12 protein-coding genes and 2 tRNA genes are annotated in these 14680 nt (G+C 50.6%); 4 read left to right on the forward strand and 10 right to left on the reverse strand.

Features of this window, described 5'->3' with window-relative positions:
- Window positions 1–9: 9 nt before the first annotated feature.
- The 8 genes from SYK_RS14630 to SYK_RS14665 all read right to left on the reverse strand — a co-directional run bounded on the left by SYK_RS14630 (window position 10) and on the right by SYK_RS14665 (window position 8748).
- Window positions 10–912 (reverse strand): RluA family pseudouridine synthase, encoded by a 903-nt coding sequence (locus SYK_RS14630; RefSeq protein ID WP_281761012.1) that lies wholly within the window; start codon window positions 910–912, stop codon window positions 10–12.
- A 72-nt stretch (window positions 913–984) separates the two neighbouring features.
- Complete coding sequence (locus SYK_RS14635) at window positions 985–1347, reverse strand: YdbL family probable chaperone protein (protein WP_281761013.1); 363 nt, start codon at window positions 1345–1347, stop codon at window positions 985–987.
- Entirely contained in the window at window positions 1337–1552 is a 216-nt protein-coding gene (locus SYK_RS14640; RefSeq protein ID WP_281761014.1) for a hypothetical protein, read from the reverse strand. Before SYK_RS14640 ends, SYK_RS14635 begins: the two co-directional genes overlap by 11 nt.
- Before the next feature lie 12 nt (window positions 1553–1564).
- A complete protein-coding gene (locus SYK_RS14645) occupies window positions 1565–3952 on the reverse strand; it encodes an intermembrane phospholipid transport protein YdbH family protein (RefSeq protein ID WP_281761015.1) in 2388 nt (795 codons plus the stop codon).
- A 234-nt stretch (window positions 3953–4186) separates the two neighbouring features.
- Complete coding sequence (locus SYK_RS14650) at window positions 4187–5491, reverse strand: TRAP transporter large permease (protein ID WP_281761016.1); 1305 nt, start codon at window positions 5489–5491, stop codon at window positions 4187–4189.
- On the reverse strand, window positions 5491–5979 hold the full coding sequence (locus SYK_RS14655; RefSeq protein WP_281761017.1) for a TRAP transporter small permease: 489 nt from the start codon (window positions 5977–5979) through the stop codon (window positions 5491–5493). Before SYK_RS14655 ends, SYK_RS14650 begins: the two co-directional genes overlap by 1 nt.
- Window positions 5980–6034: 55 nt before the next feature.
- Window positions 6035–7042 carry a TRAP transporter substrate-binding protein gene (locus SYK_RS14660; RefSeq protein ID WP_281761018.1) on the reverse strand — a complete coding sequence of 336 codons (1008 nt, stop codon included), beginning with the start codon at window positions 7040–7042 and terminating at the stop codon, window positions 6035–6037.
- 53 nt (window positions 7043–7095) lie between these two features.
- Window positions 7096–8748: an FG-GAP repeat domain-containing protein gene (locus tag SYK_RS14665; protein WP_281761019.1), complete on the reverse strand. Its 1653-nt coding sequence runs from the start codon at window positions 8746–8748 to the stop codon at window positions 7096–7098.
- 207 nt (window positions 8749–8955) lie between these two features.
- On the opposite strand from SYK_RS14665, the gene SYK_RS14670 reads away from it, so the two are divergent.
- The 3 genes from SYK_RS14670 (at window position 8956) to SYK_RS14680 (ending at window position 10616) form a co-directional block, all read left to right on the forward strand.
- Window positions 8956–10239 (forward strand): RsmB/NOP family class I SAM-dependent RNA methyltransferase, encoded by a 1284-nt coding sequence (locus SYK_RS14670; protein WP_281761020.1) that lies wholly within the window; start codon window positions 8956–8958, stop codon window positions 10237–10239.
- Between the two features lie 181 nt (window positions 10240–10420).
- Window positions 10421–10496 (forward strand) — tRNA-Val (locus SYK_RS14675).
- 43 nt (window positions 10497–10539) lie between these two features.
- Window positions 10540–10616: transfer RNA gene (locus SYK_RS14680), tRNA-Asp, on the forward strand.
- 295 nt (window positions 10617–10911) lie between these two features.
- Here SYK_RS14680 and SYK_RS14685 read toward each other — a convergent pair.
- The gene (locus SYK_RS14685; RefSeq protein WP_281763279.1) at window positions 10912–12102 is read right to left on the reverse strand and encodes an autotransporter outer membrane beta-barrel domain-containing protein; all 1191 of its coding nucleotides are present in this window, start codon (window positions 12100–12102) and stop codon (window positions 10912–10914) included.
- A gap of 41 nt (window positions 12103–12143) precedes the next feature.
- Window positions 12144–13259, reverse strand: coding sequence for a hypothetical protein (locus SYK_RS14690; RefSeq protein WP_281761021.1), 1116 nt, complete (start codon window positions 13257–13259; stop codon window positions 12144–12146).
- A gap of 379 nt (window positions 13260–13638) precedes the next feature.
- Here SYK_RS14690 and SYK_RS14695 point away from each other — a divergent pair, with 379 nt between their 5' ends.
- Window positions 13639–14550, forward strand: a complete 912-nt coding sequence (locus SYK_RS14695; RefSeq protein ID WP_281761022.1) for a hypothetical protein — start codon at window positions 13639–13641, stop codon at window positions 14548–14550.
- Window positions 14551–14680: the final 130 nt, after the last annotated feature.

Raw genomic sequence — 14680 nt, forward strand, 5'->3', positions numbered from 1 at the left:
ATCTGACGGTTAATCATCGTACAAAAGAGATAAAGCCTCCCGGAGCGCATCGGACGGCACTTCCCATTTGCCGGACCAAAGCGGTTCAAGAGTGATGGTTTTTTCCATGATTTGCATGGCGTAACAATGCAGGCGCATGGCTGTGCGGTCTCTGGATTTTCCGTATTTATGATCTCCACAGACCGGGTGTTTACGTGATGCCAACTGCACCCGAATTTGATGGGTGCGTCCAGTGATTAATCGTACCGCCACGAGGCTTTGCCGACGTCCGGAAACCAGACCTGTCACTTTGGCGAGGGCGGTTTTACCTTTGCCTGTGCGGACTTTTTCCTGCCCCGGCACTCCTTTTTTTCCCATACGGTCTTCAAGGAGTATTGTCTCTCGTTCCTTCCATTCGCCTTCCACCCATGCAAGGTAGAGTTTGCCGACATCGCCTGATGCAAACAGGTCATTGAGTGTGCGCAGAGCCTCATAGCTCTTCGCTGCGAGCAAAAGGCCGGAAGTGTCTCGGTCCAGCCGATGCGCCAGTGTCGGCATGAACTCTGCGTCCGAATGGATGGAGCGGAGTCGAGCTGTGACCGAGTCGGTGATCTTGTCTCCGCCGTGAGCTGCCAGTCCTGCTGGTTTGGCAATGGCCATGTAATCGTCGTCTTCGTAGGCCGTAACAAGGTTGCCGGCTGAGACAGTGGCTTTGGATTCGCCGGGAGTGTACGGCGGGATTCGGACGATCTGCCCTGCAGTGATGCGGTCAAAGGGTTTTTTGCGCCCTTTGTCCACGCGCACCTGTCCTTTGCGTATCCATTTCTGAATAGCTGAACGCGGAACATCTCCAGTCAGTCGTCGTTCAAGGAGTTGGAGCAGCTTTTGGCCTGACTCGGCATCGGAAACGGTAATGAATTGTGCTTTAGGCATGTGATGAGAGTAAAGAGAAGGCGGCGTTATGTCGAGATGTCATAACGCCGCCAAATTGATTGAGGTGAGGGGTTATTTTTTATACCAACTGCCGCTTGGGTTTTGAAGCCATGTGCCGGGGCGGGCCGACTGGGCAATCTTGGCAGCGCGTCGTTGGCCGACCAACTGAGGAGTCGTGCCTGCTTTCTTGGCAATGGCCTGATAGACTGTGGACCGGTCTTTGTTTTCGGCGGCAACCACGTCAGTTTGTTTTTTCGCTCCCTTGAATTCAAGGAAACCCTGATTGTTTTCGCCCACGGTTCCGTCACCCAGCAGGGCCATTACAGCAGGCCTGCGGGCTTTGATACGGTCCTTGATTCCTCCGGCAAAAGCCGAGCCACCTGCGAGGCAGGCGATGAGGGCCATGATAATTATGAGTTGTGTTTTATTGCGCATTGGGTGCCTCCGGTGCTGCTACTGGTGCATCGTCGATGTCAGAGAAGAAATCATCCAGTTCCTTGTCTACCTTGACGTTGACGTCAATGGTGATGTGGATGGGTTTGACTTCCACGGGGGCCACTTCGACCTTATGGCTTGTGGAGCATCCCCATGCGGTCAGGAGTAATCCACATGTCGCCAGTGTGATTAATGTCATTTTCATTGCTTTGTCTCCCTATTCGATCATGTTCACTATGTCTTTATAAAGCAAAATGCGGTCCAAGGGTACGCTGAAATTTACATCGAGGCGCAGCCCTTGAAAATTTGATCCTTTGACATCGCCTGTGACGCGCATAAACCCGCCGAATTCGCGTTTGTATACGAAGGGCAGAGTCCCAGCAGGCTTGCCGTCTACAGAGAGGCGTACCAATAGGTCTTCGCCCACGGTGTCGGCTTTGATGCGCACCCATTTGTACTCGAAATCACGCACGGCAGCCTGTGCCAGTTCGATCTGGCCGCGTTGGGGGGTGCCCTCAGGGATGGCGGCCACCAAATCTTCCATGGCTTGCACTCTGATAACCCCACCTTGCCCTGGTGTGGAGTGCAAAAATCCGCTGTTGAACGAAATTTTCCCGCTTTTCCATATGATGGGCAACTCGCCGGACATGGCGGCTTCGCCTTGTGCTTCGGCCAGTCCGAGTTGAGACAGAATTTCCGAAAGCCTGAGTTCGGAGCAGAACATGGTGACCGCGTATTCCTCGGACCCCGGAACGACCCGGAATGCACGACTGGAAACATGGCCCCCTGCCCAGTCAAATCCGGCCTGTTCCACAAGAACAACGCCTTTGGGTTCAAGCTGGTACGCGATTTCACCGTTGCGGATAACAATGCCACCGGCTTTAACTTCGTCAAAGGAAAGTGTTTGGGCAGGCGCACTGCGCATGGAAAGCAGGTCCGGTGAGGCAAAGGAAAGACGAATGCCGGAAATCGAAGTTGCCCCTTCGGACATGGTCATTTGCCCGTTGGTAAAGAAGGCTCCCAGTCGACTGTGCAGGCCGTCATCGTTTATTGTGATTGCGCCATCCACATCCAGCACTCCTGCCAGAATGATGTCTTTCAGTGCCGGTACCAGTGTTTCTGGAGAAAATCCGTTGGGCAACGTGTATCTCTTGATACCGAAATTCAGCGAAGCACGGTTGCTGATCATCGACGCTACTCCGGAAAAAGGAATACGCAGGTCAGGCAGTAATTTTGTAAAGAGTGTTCCGTTGTAAGCGACATCGGTTCCCTGTTGCCGGATTCGTGCTGAAATATTTCCCAGAGTGCGATCATCCATGCGGACATTGGACAGGCTCATTTTGCCGGACGTATGCTGTTTGGGGGCAGGCCATGCAAGCGGGAGTGTCAGCCGCATCCGGCCCGAACGAACAGTCGTACCACCAAGGCCAGCACCGTTTGTTGCACAATTGAGTGTCATATTTGCGGACTTTGGTCCTGCTGTGCCCTGCATGGAGAAAATGAATCCGGCGAGATTGATAACCCGACCACTGGTGTTGACGACCAGATTGTTCGGATTGGCCGCCGTGAATGCGACGTCCCAAAGTCCGTTTGTGTCATCAGCGATTTTGTCAGCCTCAAGTCGCCCACCCATTTCCACCCCGGCCCCGGCCAGCGAGAATTGGGCGAAAAGAGATTCTTTGGCAATCCTGCCTGATCGGATTTCCGCTGTAATTGGGAAGGGAGTAACGACAGAGACTGGAGGCATGGAAAAGAATACTTCCTGTTCTTCCAGTTTCCCTTTTATCAAAATGCCAGCATTCTCGACCAACTGGATTCCCAGACTGGAAAGATCACTTTTCCCTATGGACAATTTGAACTCGCCAGTCATGGCTTCGGGCTGCGACAGATTGATGGCACCATTCATGTCGAGGGTCATTTCTCCGTTGATGGGGACTGGCAGAAAATCGTTGAACGGTCCTAGTCGAAATGTGTCGGTGTTTACGGCAAAGAACAGGTCGTCAAGCGTGGGACCAAGTTTGCCGCTAACGACCATCATTTGATCGCGTGGACGAAGTCGAATGTTGAATTGGATAACTTTGTCCGGTGTGATGGCTGCGTCAAAAGGAATGGAAAACGGTTTGCCGTCAATGGTGCAATGTAAAATGGAATTTTGGATGACGAGCTCATCAAATGGCGTGTCTGGAATGGCATTGCCTGCTTCGTCATTGTTTTTAGATTTCGGCAGAAGGTCGAGTAATGGTAAAGTCAATTTCCCGTCTTCATACGAACAGGCCAAACTGACGCCATCAAGAACCACAGTGTTTATGCGCTTTAATTTAAGTGAAGCCGGTGTGTAGGTTACATGAACATTGGAGAGCTTGAGCGCATCAGCTTTTTTACCAATCTGTATCGGGCCGATGTCTGCTGAGAAAAGACCTGCGTGGTTGATCCGAAATTCAGTCAGTTCCACACCCATGTCGAGGGCCAACCGAGGGATGACTCCTTCCAGATATTTTGGAGTCCAAACAGTCAATACCCATCCCGCTGCCAGTACCAACGCAAGGAACCACGGCGTGATGATGAGCGACCATTTCGCTATTTTTTTCCAAGAAGATGCAGCCATCTAATGACCATACCGACTGACTCACCCCATTGGCAAGCACGGAGAGTCAACAGACTGCCTTGACCACAAAACGAGTGATAAACAATACACCCTATGCTGCCATTTGTTTTTGCCGAAGACGCTACAAAAAGTTTAGGAAGGAAGATGGGATGGGGGTCTGGGGGAAGGGAAGAGGGAAAGCCCTTTCCAAAGGGTTGCCCTCTTCCCTTCCCCCAGCCGCCGGAGGCATCGTTCTTACTGCATCAGTCTCGGCAAGAATGTGACGAGGCCGGGGAAGAGCATCAGAATCGCCACACATAACACATAAGCGGCAACGAAATAGGATACGCCTTTGAATACGTCGGTCATGGGTACGTCTTTTGCCATGGACGCCACAATGAAAGTGTTGACACCGACGGGCGGGGTGATGGCTCCAAGAGTCGTGACAACGGTGATAAGAACACCGAACCAGAGCGGGTCGTAACCCATGGCCGTAACCACAGGGAAGAAGATCGGGATGGTTACGAGAAGTAGGGCAAGGGCATCCATGACCATGCCGCCAATGACGTAGATCAGACAGATGACTCCGATGATGACGAGGGGCGGGATAGGCAATCCAGCTACCCAGCCTGCGGCCTCGAAGGGCAGGCGCGTGATAGCTAGAAATCGGCCAAAGATGACCGCGCCGAGCATGATGACCATGATCATACAGGAAATCTTGAGCGAGTCGTTTACGGCCAAGTGGAATTTTTTCCAGCTCATTTTTCCGGAAAGAACAGCAATGAGCAGTGCGAGTCCCGCACCGGCTGCACCGGCCTCGGTGGGCGTGAAGAACCCAAGAAACAAACCGCCCATGACCAGGAAAAAGAGTATGACCATTTCAATGGAACCGGGCAGGGAGCGGAGTTTTTCCGCGAATGTGGTCTTCGGTCCGGCCGGACCCCAGTCCGGGTTCTTTTTGCAGAGATACCAGATGGTGGAGAGGAAGAGCACGGTCAACAGTACGCCGGGAACCATACCACCGACAAAGAGTTGTGCAATGGACTGGCTGGTTTGTAATCCGATGATAATCAGGACGACGGATGGCGGGATGACTACGCCGAGTGTCGCGCCGGCAGCAACCACGCCGGTGGAAAGAATCGGGCTGTACTTGAATTTTTTCATCTCCGGCAAGGCCACGGTGGACATGGTGGCGGCGGTGGCCGAGTTGGATCCGCAGATGGCCGCAAATCCGGCACAGGCCAGAACAGTGGTCATGGCGATACCGCCACGGATTTCACCCATCCAGGCGTAAGCGGATTTGTATAGACGTTCGTTGACCCCGGAATAAAAACAGATTTGCCCCATGAGGATGAAGAGCGGGATAACAGTCAGGCCGTACTTGGAGAAGACGTTCCAGAGTTCGGTGCCGAGCATGCCGGTGGCCGCGTTCCAGTTCAGGACATAGGCGAATCCGCCGAATCCGATGATGCCCATGGCAAATCCCACCGGAATACGGAGAAAAAAGATAGAGGCGAGCAGTATGAGGGTGCCGACGATTCCGGCTGTGATCGGATCCATTACGCCACCTTCTCTGCGGTCAGGGTTTTGAGTGTGTCAACGGCCAGAACGAATGCAAGGGCGAGACAGCCTGCCGAGGCCGCAAAGACGAATGGGTGGTAGACGATTTGAAGCGTCTCTGAGACTTCGTTGGTCTGCACGAGAAAATCGGCCCATTTCCATGTTTCGATTCCGGCCAGAGTGAAAAAGGCACAGGAACATGCGCTGGTCGCTGCGTCTGTCAGTCGTCGGATGATTGCCGGGAACCGGGCAAGCAGAATTCCCACAGCTATGTGGGCTTTTTTACGCTGGGCAAAGGCCAGTGAAAAAGCGGCTACAACCGCGCCCATGAAGCCCATGAGTTCAAAGGTGCCCTGCAATGGTGCCCAAACTGCTCGCAATACCATGTTGGCACAGGCCAGAAGCATCATGGCCACAAGAAATATTCCGGCCAGAGCTGTAAGTATTTTGGCAATGAAGCCGCTGATGTAATCCAGAGTATCGATCATGTTGCTCTCAAAAAAAGCGCCCCCGCAATGAGTACGGAGGCGCTTGATTATCGTTTTATTGTGCTTCGTATTTAGCCTTGAGGGCGAGCATTTCTGCCAAGATAGCTTCCGCATCAAGTCCGGCCTCGACTGCGTCGGCCTTCCAGGCTGTGATAAGCGGTTCACCCTGTTTCTTGATTTCTACGTATTCGGTGTCAGTCAATTCAAAGACCTCCACCTGATATTTTTCCTTGGCCCAGGCAAGAGCCTGACTGGTGTAGTCATCCAAGTATTTTCCGGTCCACACGGCCTGTTCACGTCCCAGATCGTCGAGGACCTTCTTGGTCTCGGCTGGTAAGGCGTCCCACCGGGCCTTGTTCATGATGATGGCGAAGGGATAAACTGGCAGGTTGGTGACGGTTTCATAGCGGCACTGCTCGGCAAAGTTCAGATCTTTCAACACGTCGTAGGAGGACACAAGTCCTTTTACGACACCTTTTTGCAGAGCTTCAGGAGTTTGGGACATGGGCATGCCCACACCCTGAGCTCCCAGGCCGCTCAGGATTTTCAGAATGGAACCGGAAGCACGGAGTTCAAGCCCTTTGAGGTCTGACAACTGCTTGACGGCGACTTTGCTCATGACGTGAGACGGGGCCGAGGTAAACATGGTCAGGACTTTGACGTCCTTGAATTCCTTCGGCTGATATTTTTGGAACATGTCCCACATGACAAGGCTGGCCACCTCGGTGGAGGTGAAGGCCACAGGCAGGTTGACCACGGAGATGAGCGGAAACACTCCGGGATAGTATGCTGTAGAAATACAGCCTATGTCGGCCTGACCGGTCTGTACGCCTCTGAGCATGTTTTTTGCGCCCAGCAAAGTGGAACCGGGGAAAGTCTGGACAGCGATGTTGCCGTTGGTCCGTTTCTCGACTTCAGCCTTCCAATGTTCCATTTGGACACACGGGAAGGTCGGGGCGGGCGGGAAGTTCGCATAAGTCAGGGTGGTCCCGGCCATGGCCGAAGCACCCATCAGACAGGCCAGTGTAATACTGGCCGCCATCAGGCTCATGATTTTTCGCATCTCTCTCTCCTTGAAAATGCTTATGGTTCGAACGGCCCTCTCAAAGCCGTTGTCTACTGAAGGTTGAGGTCGTAGGCTACAACCACTGATTTGCGGTTGCCGTAGCCTATACCTGCAAAGGTGTTGATGAGAACACACAACTGTTTGTTACCGTCGTTGTTCAGATCAGCCAGGGCGATGTCGGAAACCTGTCCTTTGATGCGACGGGTTTTCCAAGCGAGGTTCATACCAACTCCATCCCAGGCCAGCGAGTGAATTTCGCCTTGAGTGTAGTAGTGGTAACTGGAAAAGACTTGAGCCGAAGCCGACAGATCCTTGTTGACCAGCAGTTCGTATTTTTTGGAAGTGAGCGGCGCTGTGATCATCCTGAAGGGGATGTTGTACGCCATGATTTGCTCTTCAGTGACGCCGGGGCCCATGCCGAGCATTTTGTCGGCTGTGGGAACAACCACGCCTGAACTGTTGAATGTTGCGTCAGATTCGTTGAGTCGTTCCATCGTTTGACTGAAGGTCACGAGCTTATTTTTGTTGCTGAGGATGACGTAGTTGTAGCCGAGTTCCTGAGGCAGATAGGTCATGTTGTAGACAGTGCCAAAGGGCGGAGCTTGAATTCTTTGCCCCAGTGAAATGGAATCGCCTTTGATAAAGGCTTCACGAATGTGTTTGTCGAACAGATAGCGCTGTCCCTTTTTCTGCGCGACCAGAATAGGCATGTAGGTCGGCGGGATTCTCAGGATGCCCAGGAATTTGCTGTATTTTTTAACGATGTATTTGAATTTGCCGCCCTCAAAGGAAAGAACGCTTGAGCGAGGCTGCCCGTTCGGGGCTTTAATACCATATTGGGATTCAAACTGGTAGCCGCCAATGATGAATTCGGGCATGCCGTCTTTGTTCAAGTCGGCTATTTCCATACGAATACTCATGACGTTGGACGGCAATTCAAAGGTGGATAAATGTTGTAATTTGCCTTCCTTGAAACGGTAGGCAGAGATGGCAGATTTTTGGAGAATGAAAACTTCATTCTGTCCGTCGGCATCACCGTCAGCCACGTACATTCCATAGGAGGAGTAGCGCATGGTCTGGCTTCTCCATCGTCCGGCGGTTTCAGCTCCGCCTTCATAGCGGAATTGAGGGTTTAGATTGTCTTGTTTGTATGTGCCATCGGCGGGGATGAACGCGGAAGACATGGGAGAGGCAGGTTTGTCAGCATCGATTTCTTTTTTCGCTGCTTTTTCTGCGGTTCCATAGCCCGGGCGGTTAAAAACATCGCCTTGAATAACCTTGCTCTGGTCGTCCAGCCATGAAGTGATTTCATCCAATCCCATCTCACCTTTTTTCATCCAGGCTTTTCCGTCTTCACTTACCACTTCCATCTTGATGTGGGCTTTTTTCCCGAGGATGGAAATATCACCGAATACGAGATGGTCGATTTCAAGTCCTCGGAGTGCGTTGAGTGCGTTCGCCTTGTTGGAAGGCGTTGTCAGTGAAGATGTGTCTTTGGTGGTCGGTTCGACTTGTCCCAACCATTCCAAGTCACTTTCCAGGCTCGCCTGGAGTGCTTTGGGGAAATATGAGTATTTTTGTGGACCGTTGTATGTGAACGGCACGACCGCGAAACTTTTAGCTCCTGAGGCAAGGGCGGGGAGCGCCATGAGTAGGGTCGCCATCAGGGCGATACAAGCGGTAATAAAACGTCGATGAGTCATATATTCCTCCGAGAGATGGGTGATATTCGATAAGAGTGTCGTTTTTTTAGATGCCGCACTCTATAGTACGGCAGGACCTTGTACCAGTTTCCGTCTCGGTATGCAAAGCTCAAGGTGCTTGATAGGTCGGATGGAAGCCGCTATTGGTCCATGTGAGAAGCAGGTCCGTTCGCATGGATGATCTGTATAACCGACCCGGGAGTCTGTATGACGCAATTTGGACGAACATTCCGCCTCGTGTGCGATGACACGGCTATTCCGCTTGTGGAGAGCCTGCTTGTCGCTCAAGGTTTTTCTTTTGAACCAGAGCCGTTCTATTTCGGCGCTCGTAAGCTGACGCATGAACCGTTCCCCCTTGGTGAAAGTTTGGCGTCCCGTTTTGGGCTCATATATATTCAAGACCGATCATCAATGCTTCCGCCTTTGACACTCGATCCGCCTGTAGGGGCTAGTGTTTTGGATATGTGCTCAGCCCCTGGAAGCAAAACAAGCTTGCTATCCAGACTCGTTGGACCGCATGGGTTCGTTTTTGCGTCTGAGCCTTCGGCTGACAGGTTGGGGACACTGAGGGCTAATCTTCGTCGTACAGGATCGATCAATGCGGTTACGGCCAAGACCATGGCTCAGGATCTGCCATTCTCGGAGCAGTCTTGGGAATATATTCAGCTTGATCCCCCGTGTAGCGGTTGGGGAACAGCGGAAAAGAATCCCAAAGTCATGGACGTCTGGTCCGGGTCCAAGACGGCCCCGTTGATAGCTTTGCAAAAGACGCTCCTGGAAAAAGCGGCAGGCTTACTCAAGCCCGGTGGTACGGTTCTGTATTCGACCTGTACTACTAATATAGAAGAAAACGAGGAGCAGGTGGCTTGGGCACTGGAGACGCTGGATCTTGAATTGGAACCGCTTGCCGAGCCTGAAGGGTTTGTTTTTGGTGCGCCTCTTCTGGATGGGATGGATGGCGTGTTGCGTGTATCCGAGGCTTCTGCGGGGCAGGGATTCTTTTTGGCGCGGTTCCGTAAAAAAGCATCAGTCAGTGCAACGGATGGTTCTCGTGTGCAAAAAAGAGAGCTGCCGGGAAACAAATTGCGACTTTCCCGGATGATAGGTGGTGAGCATTTGCATTTGGAAAATCTTCCTGCTGGAGAGGTGTTCAATTTTGGTGGTAAAGCCTTCTTTTTGCCGGAACAGGCTTTGGAAATGATTCCTGGATCTATACGTTGGCAAGGTTTTCCTTTGGGCAAGGTGGCAGGTAAAGGCGATAGATTGAAATTTTTACCCGGCGGTCTGGCCAGAATTTTGCTGCCGTCAAGCCCGAAGCAGGCCCAACTTGATGTCTTGGATGTGGATGATATAGCTGTTCTGGAGCAACTTTTTACAGGTCAAAGTGTCCGCTTTGCTTCCGGGAAAGGACCAGTGGGCCTTTATTACCGGGGGCTTCCGCTGGGTTGGCTGTCACGAAAGGGAAGTCGCCTGTTGTGGGCAATCAAATAGCTGATATATTCCAATCGTTTGTGAAGTTGAAATTTTTTGAAAAAACCCGTTGACAAACAGGCGGCGGATGGGCAGTATCCCTTTCGCTGAACGCGGATGAGGAGTTCCGGCAACGCAGCTAACCATTTTGAAAAATGTGGTTGACAAGCGAAACAAGCCAAGATAAACACTCCATTCCTGCGGGCGCTTAGCTCAGCTGGGAGAGCATCGCCCTTACAAGGCGAGGGTCACAGGTTCGAGCCCTGTAGCGCCCACCAATTTGACATAGAGGGAATGCTTAACGCCCTTTATATATAGTGCGGAGCCGTAGTTAAGCTGGTTATAACGCCGGCCTGTCACGCCGGAGGCCGCGAGTTCGAGTCTCGTCGGCTCCGCCACTAAAAGATCAAGCCCTTACATTAAGTTGTAAGGGCTTTTTCTTTTGGTTAGTCGTTGTCAATGTTTTGTTGATTGCAAATCTAGCATATCGTTTGTGCCATTTCGAAGTTTATTCGATCATGTAAGTCGATACGACCTAGGAAAATGGGCTTTTGAGTTGAGGAGTTTACGGCCGATTTGTTGAAGACTGCCCATGGAACAGCCTTCGACGAACCGTTGATAAATTTCATGCATAGGCAGGCTCTGAAAGAGGCCCTTTATATGTAACGGGTCGTGTCGATTGACGACTCATTTTTAAAACTCATATCGTGCGATGGCGGATATGCCGTGGGAGCGGCTGTGTTGGCTGGCTTCTCCGGTATACGCTAGGCTAAATGTCGTGTTGTCTTTGCGCACCGATGCCCCTAAGCCGAGGCTGAGATGATCATCGTCATTTTCTTGTGTGATTTGAGCTGAGGTTGCGCCGAGGGTTTGGCGTACGGTGATGTCGTTACCGTTCAGATCGTGGGTCCAATTCAGTTGCGCATAAGGAGTGAAGGTGGCGGATTCTGTCTCGATGTTGCCGCTCAGACGTATGCCAACGACGCTTTCTATGAAGAGAGCATCAAGACTGTCATAGGATACTGCATTGACGGCATCAGTTTCTGAAAAACTGCCTCGATTGAAATAACTGGTGTTGAGGCCCAGTTCCGGGGCGAGTGTCCAAGCCTCAGTTTCTATCCATCTATATGAAGCCAACAGTTGATTGCTGACAAGCTGACTGTTGTAATCTGCTTTGGCTGTTTGCCCTAGTCCTGCGTTTCGTTCGGAATCATGCTGAGCGTATGAGAAGCTCAAGGTGTCGGTGAAAGACCAATCGTTCAAGCGGTATCCACCATATGCGCCGAGTACATAGAGGCTCTGATCCTCTGTGTCGTTTTCTGCAAAAGTGTTTCCTTTGAAGTCGATGCCGGTTGCGGCATAACCTGCAAATGCCCCTAACAGTAGGTTGTCGTTGACAAAAGTGTCTGCACCGATTTCCAGCCCGGCCATCTTGGCATCGTAACCTAGTGCGGAGCCAAAGGCATCACGCTCGCTGATACTGAACATGGGCTTTGCATATACACCATAGCGTTTGCCTGTGGAGGGCTTGGAGATCAAATCTGTAAGCGGTCCATTTGAGGCTACCATGATATTTTTATCTTCTTTTTCGTTTTCGGCCAGAAGAGTTTGGCTACGAGCTGTGGGGATTTGGATGAAAGCCAAATTGGAAGCCAGGGTCGAGGTCATGCTCAACGCGGTGTTGTCCCATTGAGGTGTATATGGTGTTGAGAGTTTTACATCGGTTCCATCAATGCGAGTACTGAGCGAAAAATTGGGGTTCACGCTGACAACGGAGTCGAAGTTTCCGGCGACGGAACCTGCTGCAATGATAGTTTGATCTCCAACCATATTTTTGCCATCAGCATCAACGACCAACTTACCTGCCACGGTGGCAAGTCCTATTACTGTTACAGGGGCCGTTCCATCGCCGTTAAGATTGACAGCTAACGTACTGCTGAGGCTTGAGTATAGGTATTACCACTGAGATGCACCCCAGAATTCAGAGTCAATGTGCCATCGTCGAGAGAAAAGGCTTGTGCAGCGACATCTCGAGTTAATGCCCATGTTCCAGCTTCGGCTTTATGGAATTCGGCCCAGTTCCCGGTTATATCAAAGTTTACAGTTCCGCTGCCAACCAGATACAATGCATTGGTTCCATCCGCGTCATGAACACTTCCAGCCAGTATATTGGTCCCGGTCTTCAGATAGACTTGAGAATTCGTCTGAGCGGATATGGCTCTCTTTCCTGCGTCATATGCTGCGATGGTACCAGTATTGGTTAGAGTTGCAGAAGCGCTTATAAGAACAGCATGGTTAGTATTAATTACGGTTCCGCTGTTATTCATAATAGACCCCGCTCCCACAAAAGCCCCAAAACCCGAAGCAGTTATGGTCCCGTAGTTCGTTAAGGTAGAGTCAATCCCACTCAAAGCATACGCACTTTCTCCCTGAGTGGTGATGGTGCCCCAATTGGTCAGTGTGGAAGATGATTCTCCATGTATACCACGAATATCATCCAATCTTGTATAAATAGAACCCCTATTCTCGAGAGTGCTAGCTTCTGCCCACATGCCAGCTCCTTGTTCATTGTTGTAAATCGTCCCGTAATTAATTGCGGTAGAAGCTGCTTCTGCGTACATGCAGCGATTTCGTAAGGCACCCGCCATGGTGATAGTTCCGTAATTGTATCCAGTTGACGCCACCTTCATGTGCATCCCATCTGCTTCCTCACCATAAATATTAATGCTGCCTCTATTGGTGAGTACGGAATTCGTATGGAGCGCGGCCATACCAGTTTGCAAAACACCTTTCGACTTAATATAGCCCTCAGCTGTATTGACTAAATCTTGCCCTACCCCATCAGTATACATGGCCCCCGGTACCGTAACGGCCCTCAGTATGATATTTCCAGAGTTGATCCAATTGCCGACGAGTGGAGTTACCGTAGTGCCCGTGTGTTCAGCGGCTCTTGCTGGTGATGGGATCAGATAGAGAGTGCACAGAATCACTGCTGCAAAACACAAGAATGCAAGTGAACGATGGGGTTTCAGACATTTCATGGAAAACTCCTCTCGAGGGTAAAGTAGCGGGGGCGGCTGCAATGCAACAGGTCTAGATTTACGGTCATAGATGGTCTGATTGTTTATTAAAAACTCAAACCATTGTTTCGTTATCCTATTTCGAGGAATGTGTGTGGCTTTGCAAAAAAAGAGAGTTAATTGTGTTTTTGTGCACCAGAAAACACAGTTTTATATCAAGTATGTATAGAATTATTAAGAAATGCAGAGAGGCAGGAGCTACCAAGAGGCCTGCGAGTGGTTTACTTGGAAGAGAATTTCAATTAAATAGTTCAAAATTTCATCGTTGTAGACGGATTATTTGTGTCGTTTGACTGTTGTTTATAAGAAGAAAAGACCGTTGTCGCAGGGCCTAGTATTTATGAAAGAAAATTTACGTTTTGGTAGGCCTCCAGTCAATCGTAATACTGTAGCTGGTGACCATTTACGATTTGCCTTGAAGGCACTTGGCAAAAAATGGCGCAGAGATATTGAAGACAGTAACCATGTGCTTAATTGGGATAACTGGGTTACCAATGATTTGCCGCGAAGTGCAACGACCATAGACAAGGATATGCATTTAGGCATCCCGGAGGCCCGCCTTTCTGCGTATGCTCATTGTTTGAGGATATCGCCCGAAGCCTTTGTTTCGCCTCTTACGGATATGGTCAAGGTGTTGGCTGACTCCGTATCCGAATCTAACGCTCAAATTCCTTCGGTGGTCATGGGATACAAGGATTTTTTCCCTAAACGGTACGTGGAGCACAACAGAGATTCATACATGCAGGAGCTTTTTTCGCTCATGCAGGGAGTTTATCGGATGTCCTACGTATTGCAGGGCATAGAAATACTTCATCGATGTACGGTGTGGGCATATGGCGTTGAGTCGTTCCGTTTATTGATGCGTGGCAGGTTCAACATGTTCGGGAACGAAAATGAGTTTGATGCCAATATCTTTCGTTGGCATAACAACCTGCACGTCCACTATCTGTGTCAAAATGGCATGGAGTTGGGGTATACTATGACAGTGGACCCTCTTCGCCATAATCTGGTAAGGCAGCGCACCCCTTTCTGGCTTAAAGGACAGGGTCTTACAGATCGCGGTCTGGCTGATAATGTCCCTATTACGTTTACCTATCGTATGGAAAAGCTTTCGCTGCCAGCGGACATGCAGTACGAAGAGCTCTGGGAACAAGAATGCGGCGAAGTCATCAATCGACCTTTTATCGCCCCCGGAGAACCCGAATACGAATCCTTATACACAGAAGTCTTGGCTCCAGAGGAGATGGTGTAGTTCAAAAGAGCTGATTAAATAGAGGGTTGAGAGCTTTCAATGCTTTTATAGTTTTTGAGCCTGCGAGCTTTGAACCTTATAAAATTTGAGTCTCTGCGGCTCCGCCACGAATAAAGAAGTCTTTACATTA

The sequence above is a fragment of the Pseudodesulfovibrio nedwellii genome, assembly GCF_027923765.1.
GTDB classification, from domain to species: domain Bacteria; phylum Desulfobacterota; class Desulfovibrionia; order Desulfovibrionales; family Desulfovibrionaceae; genus Pseudodesulfovibrio; species Pseudodesulfovibrio nedwellii.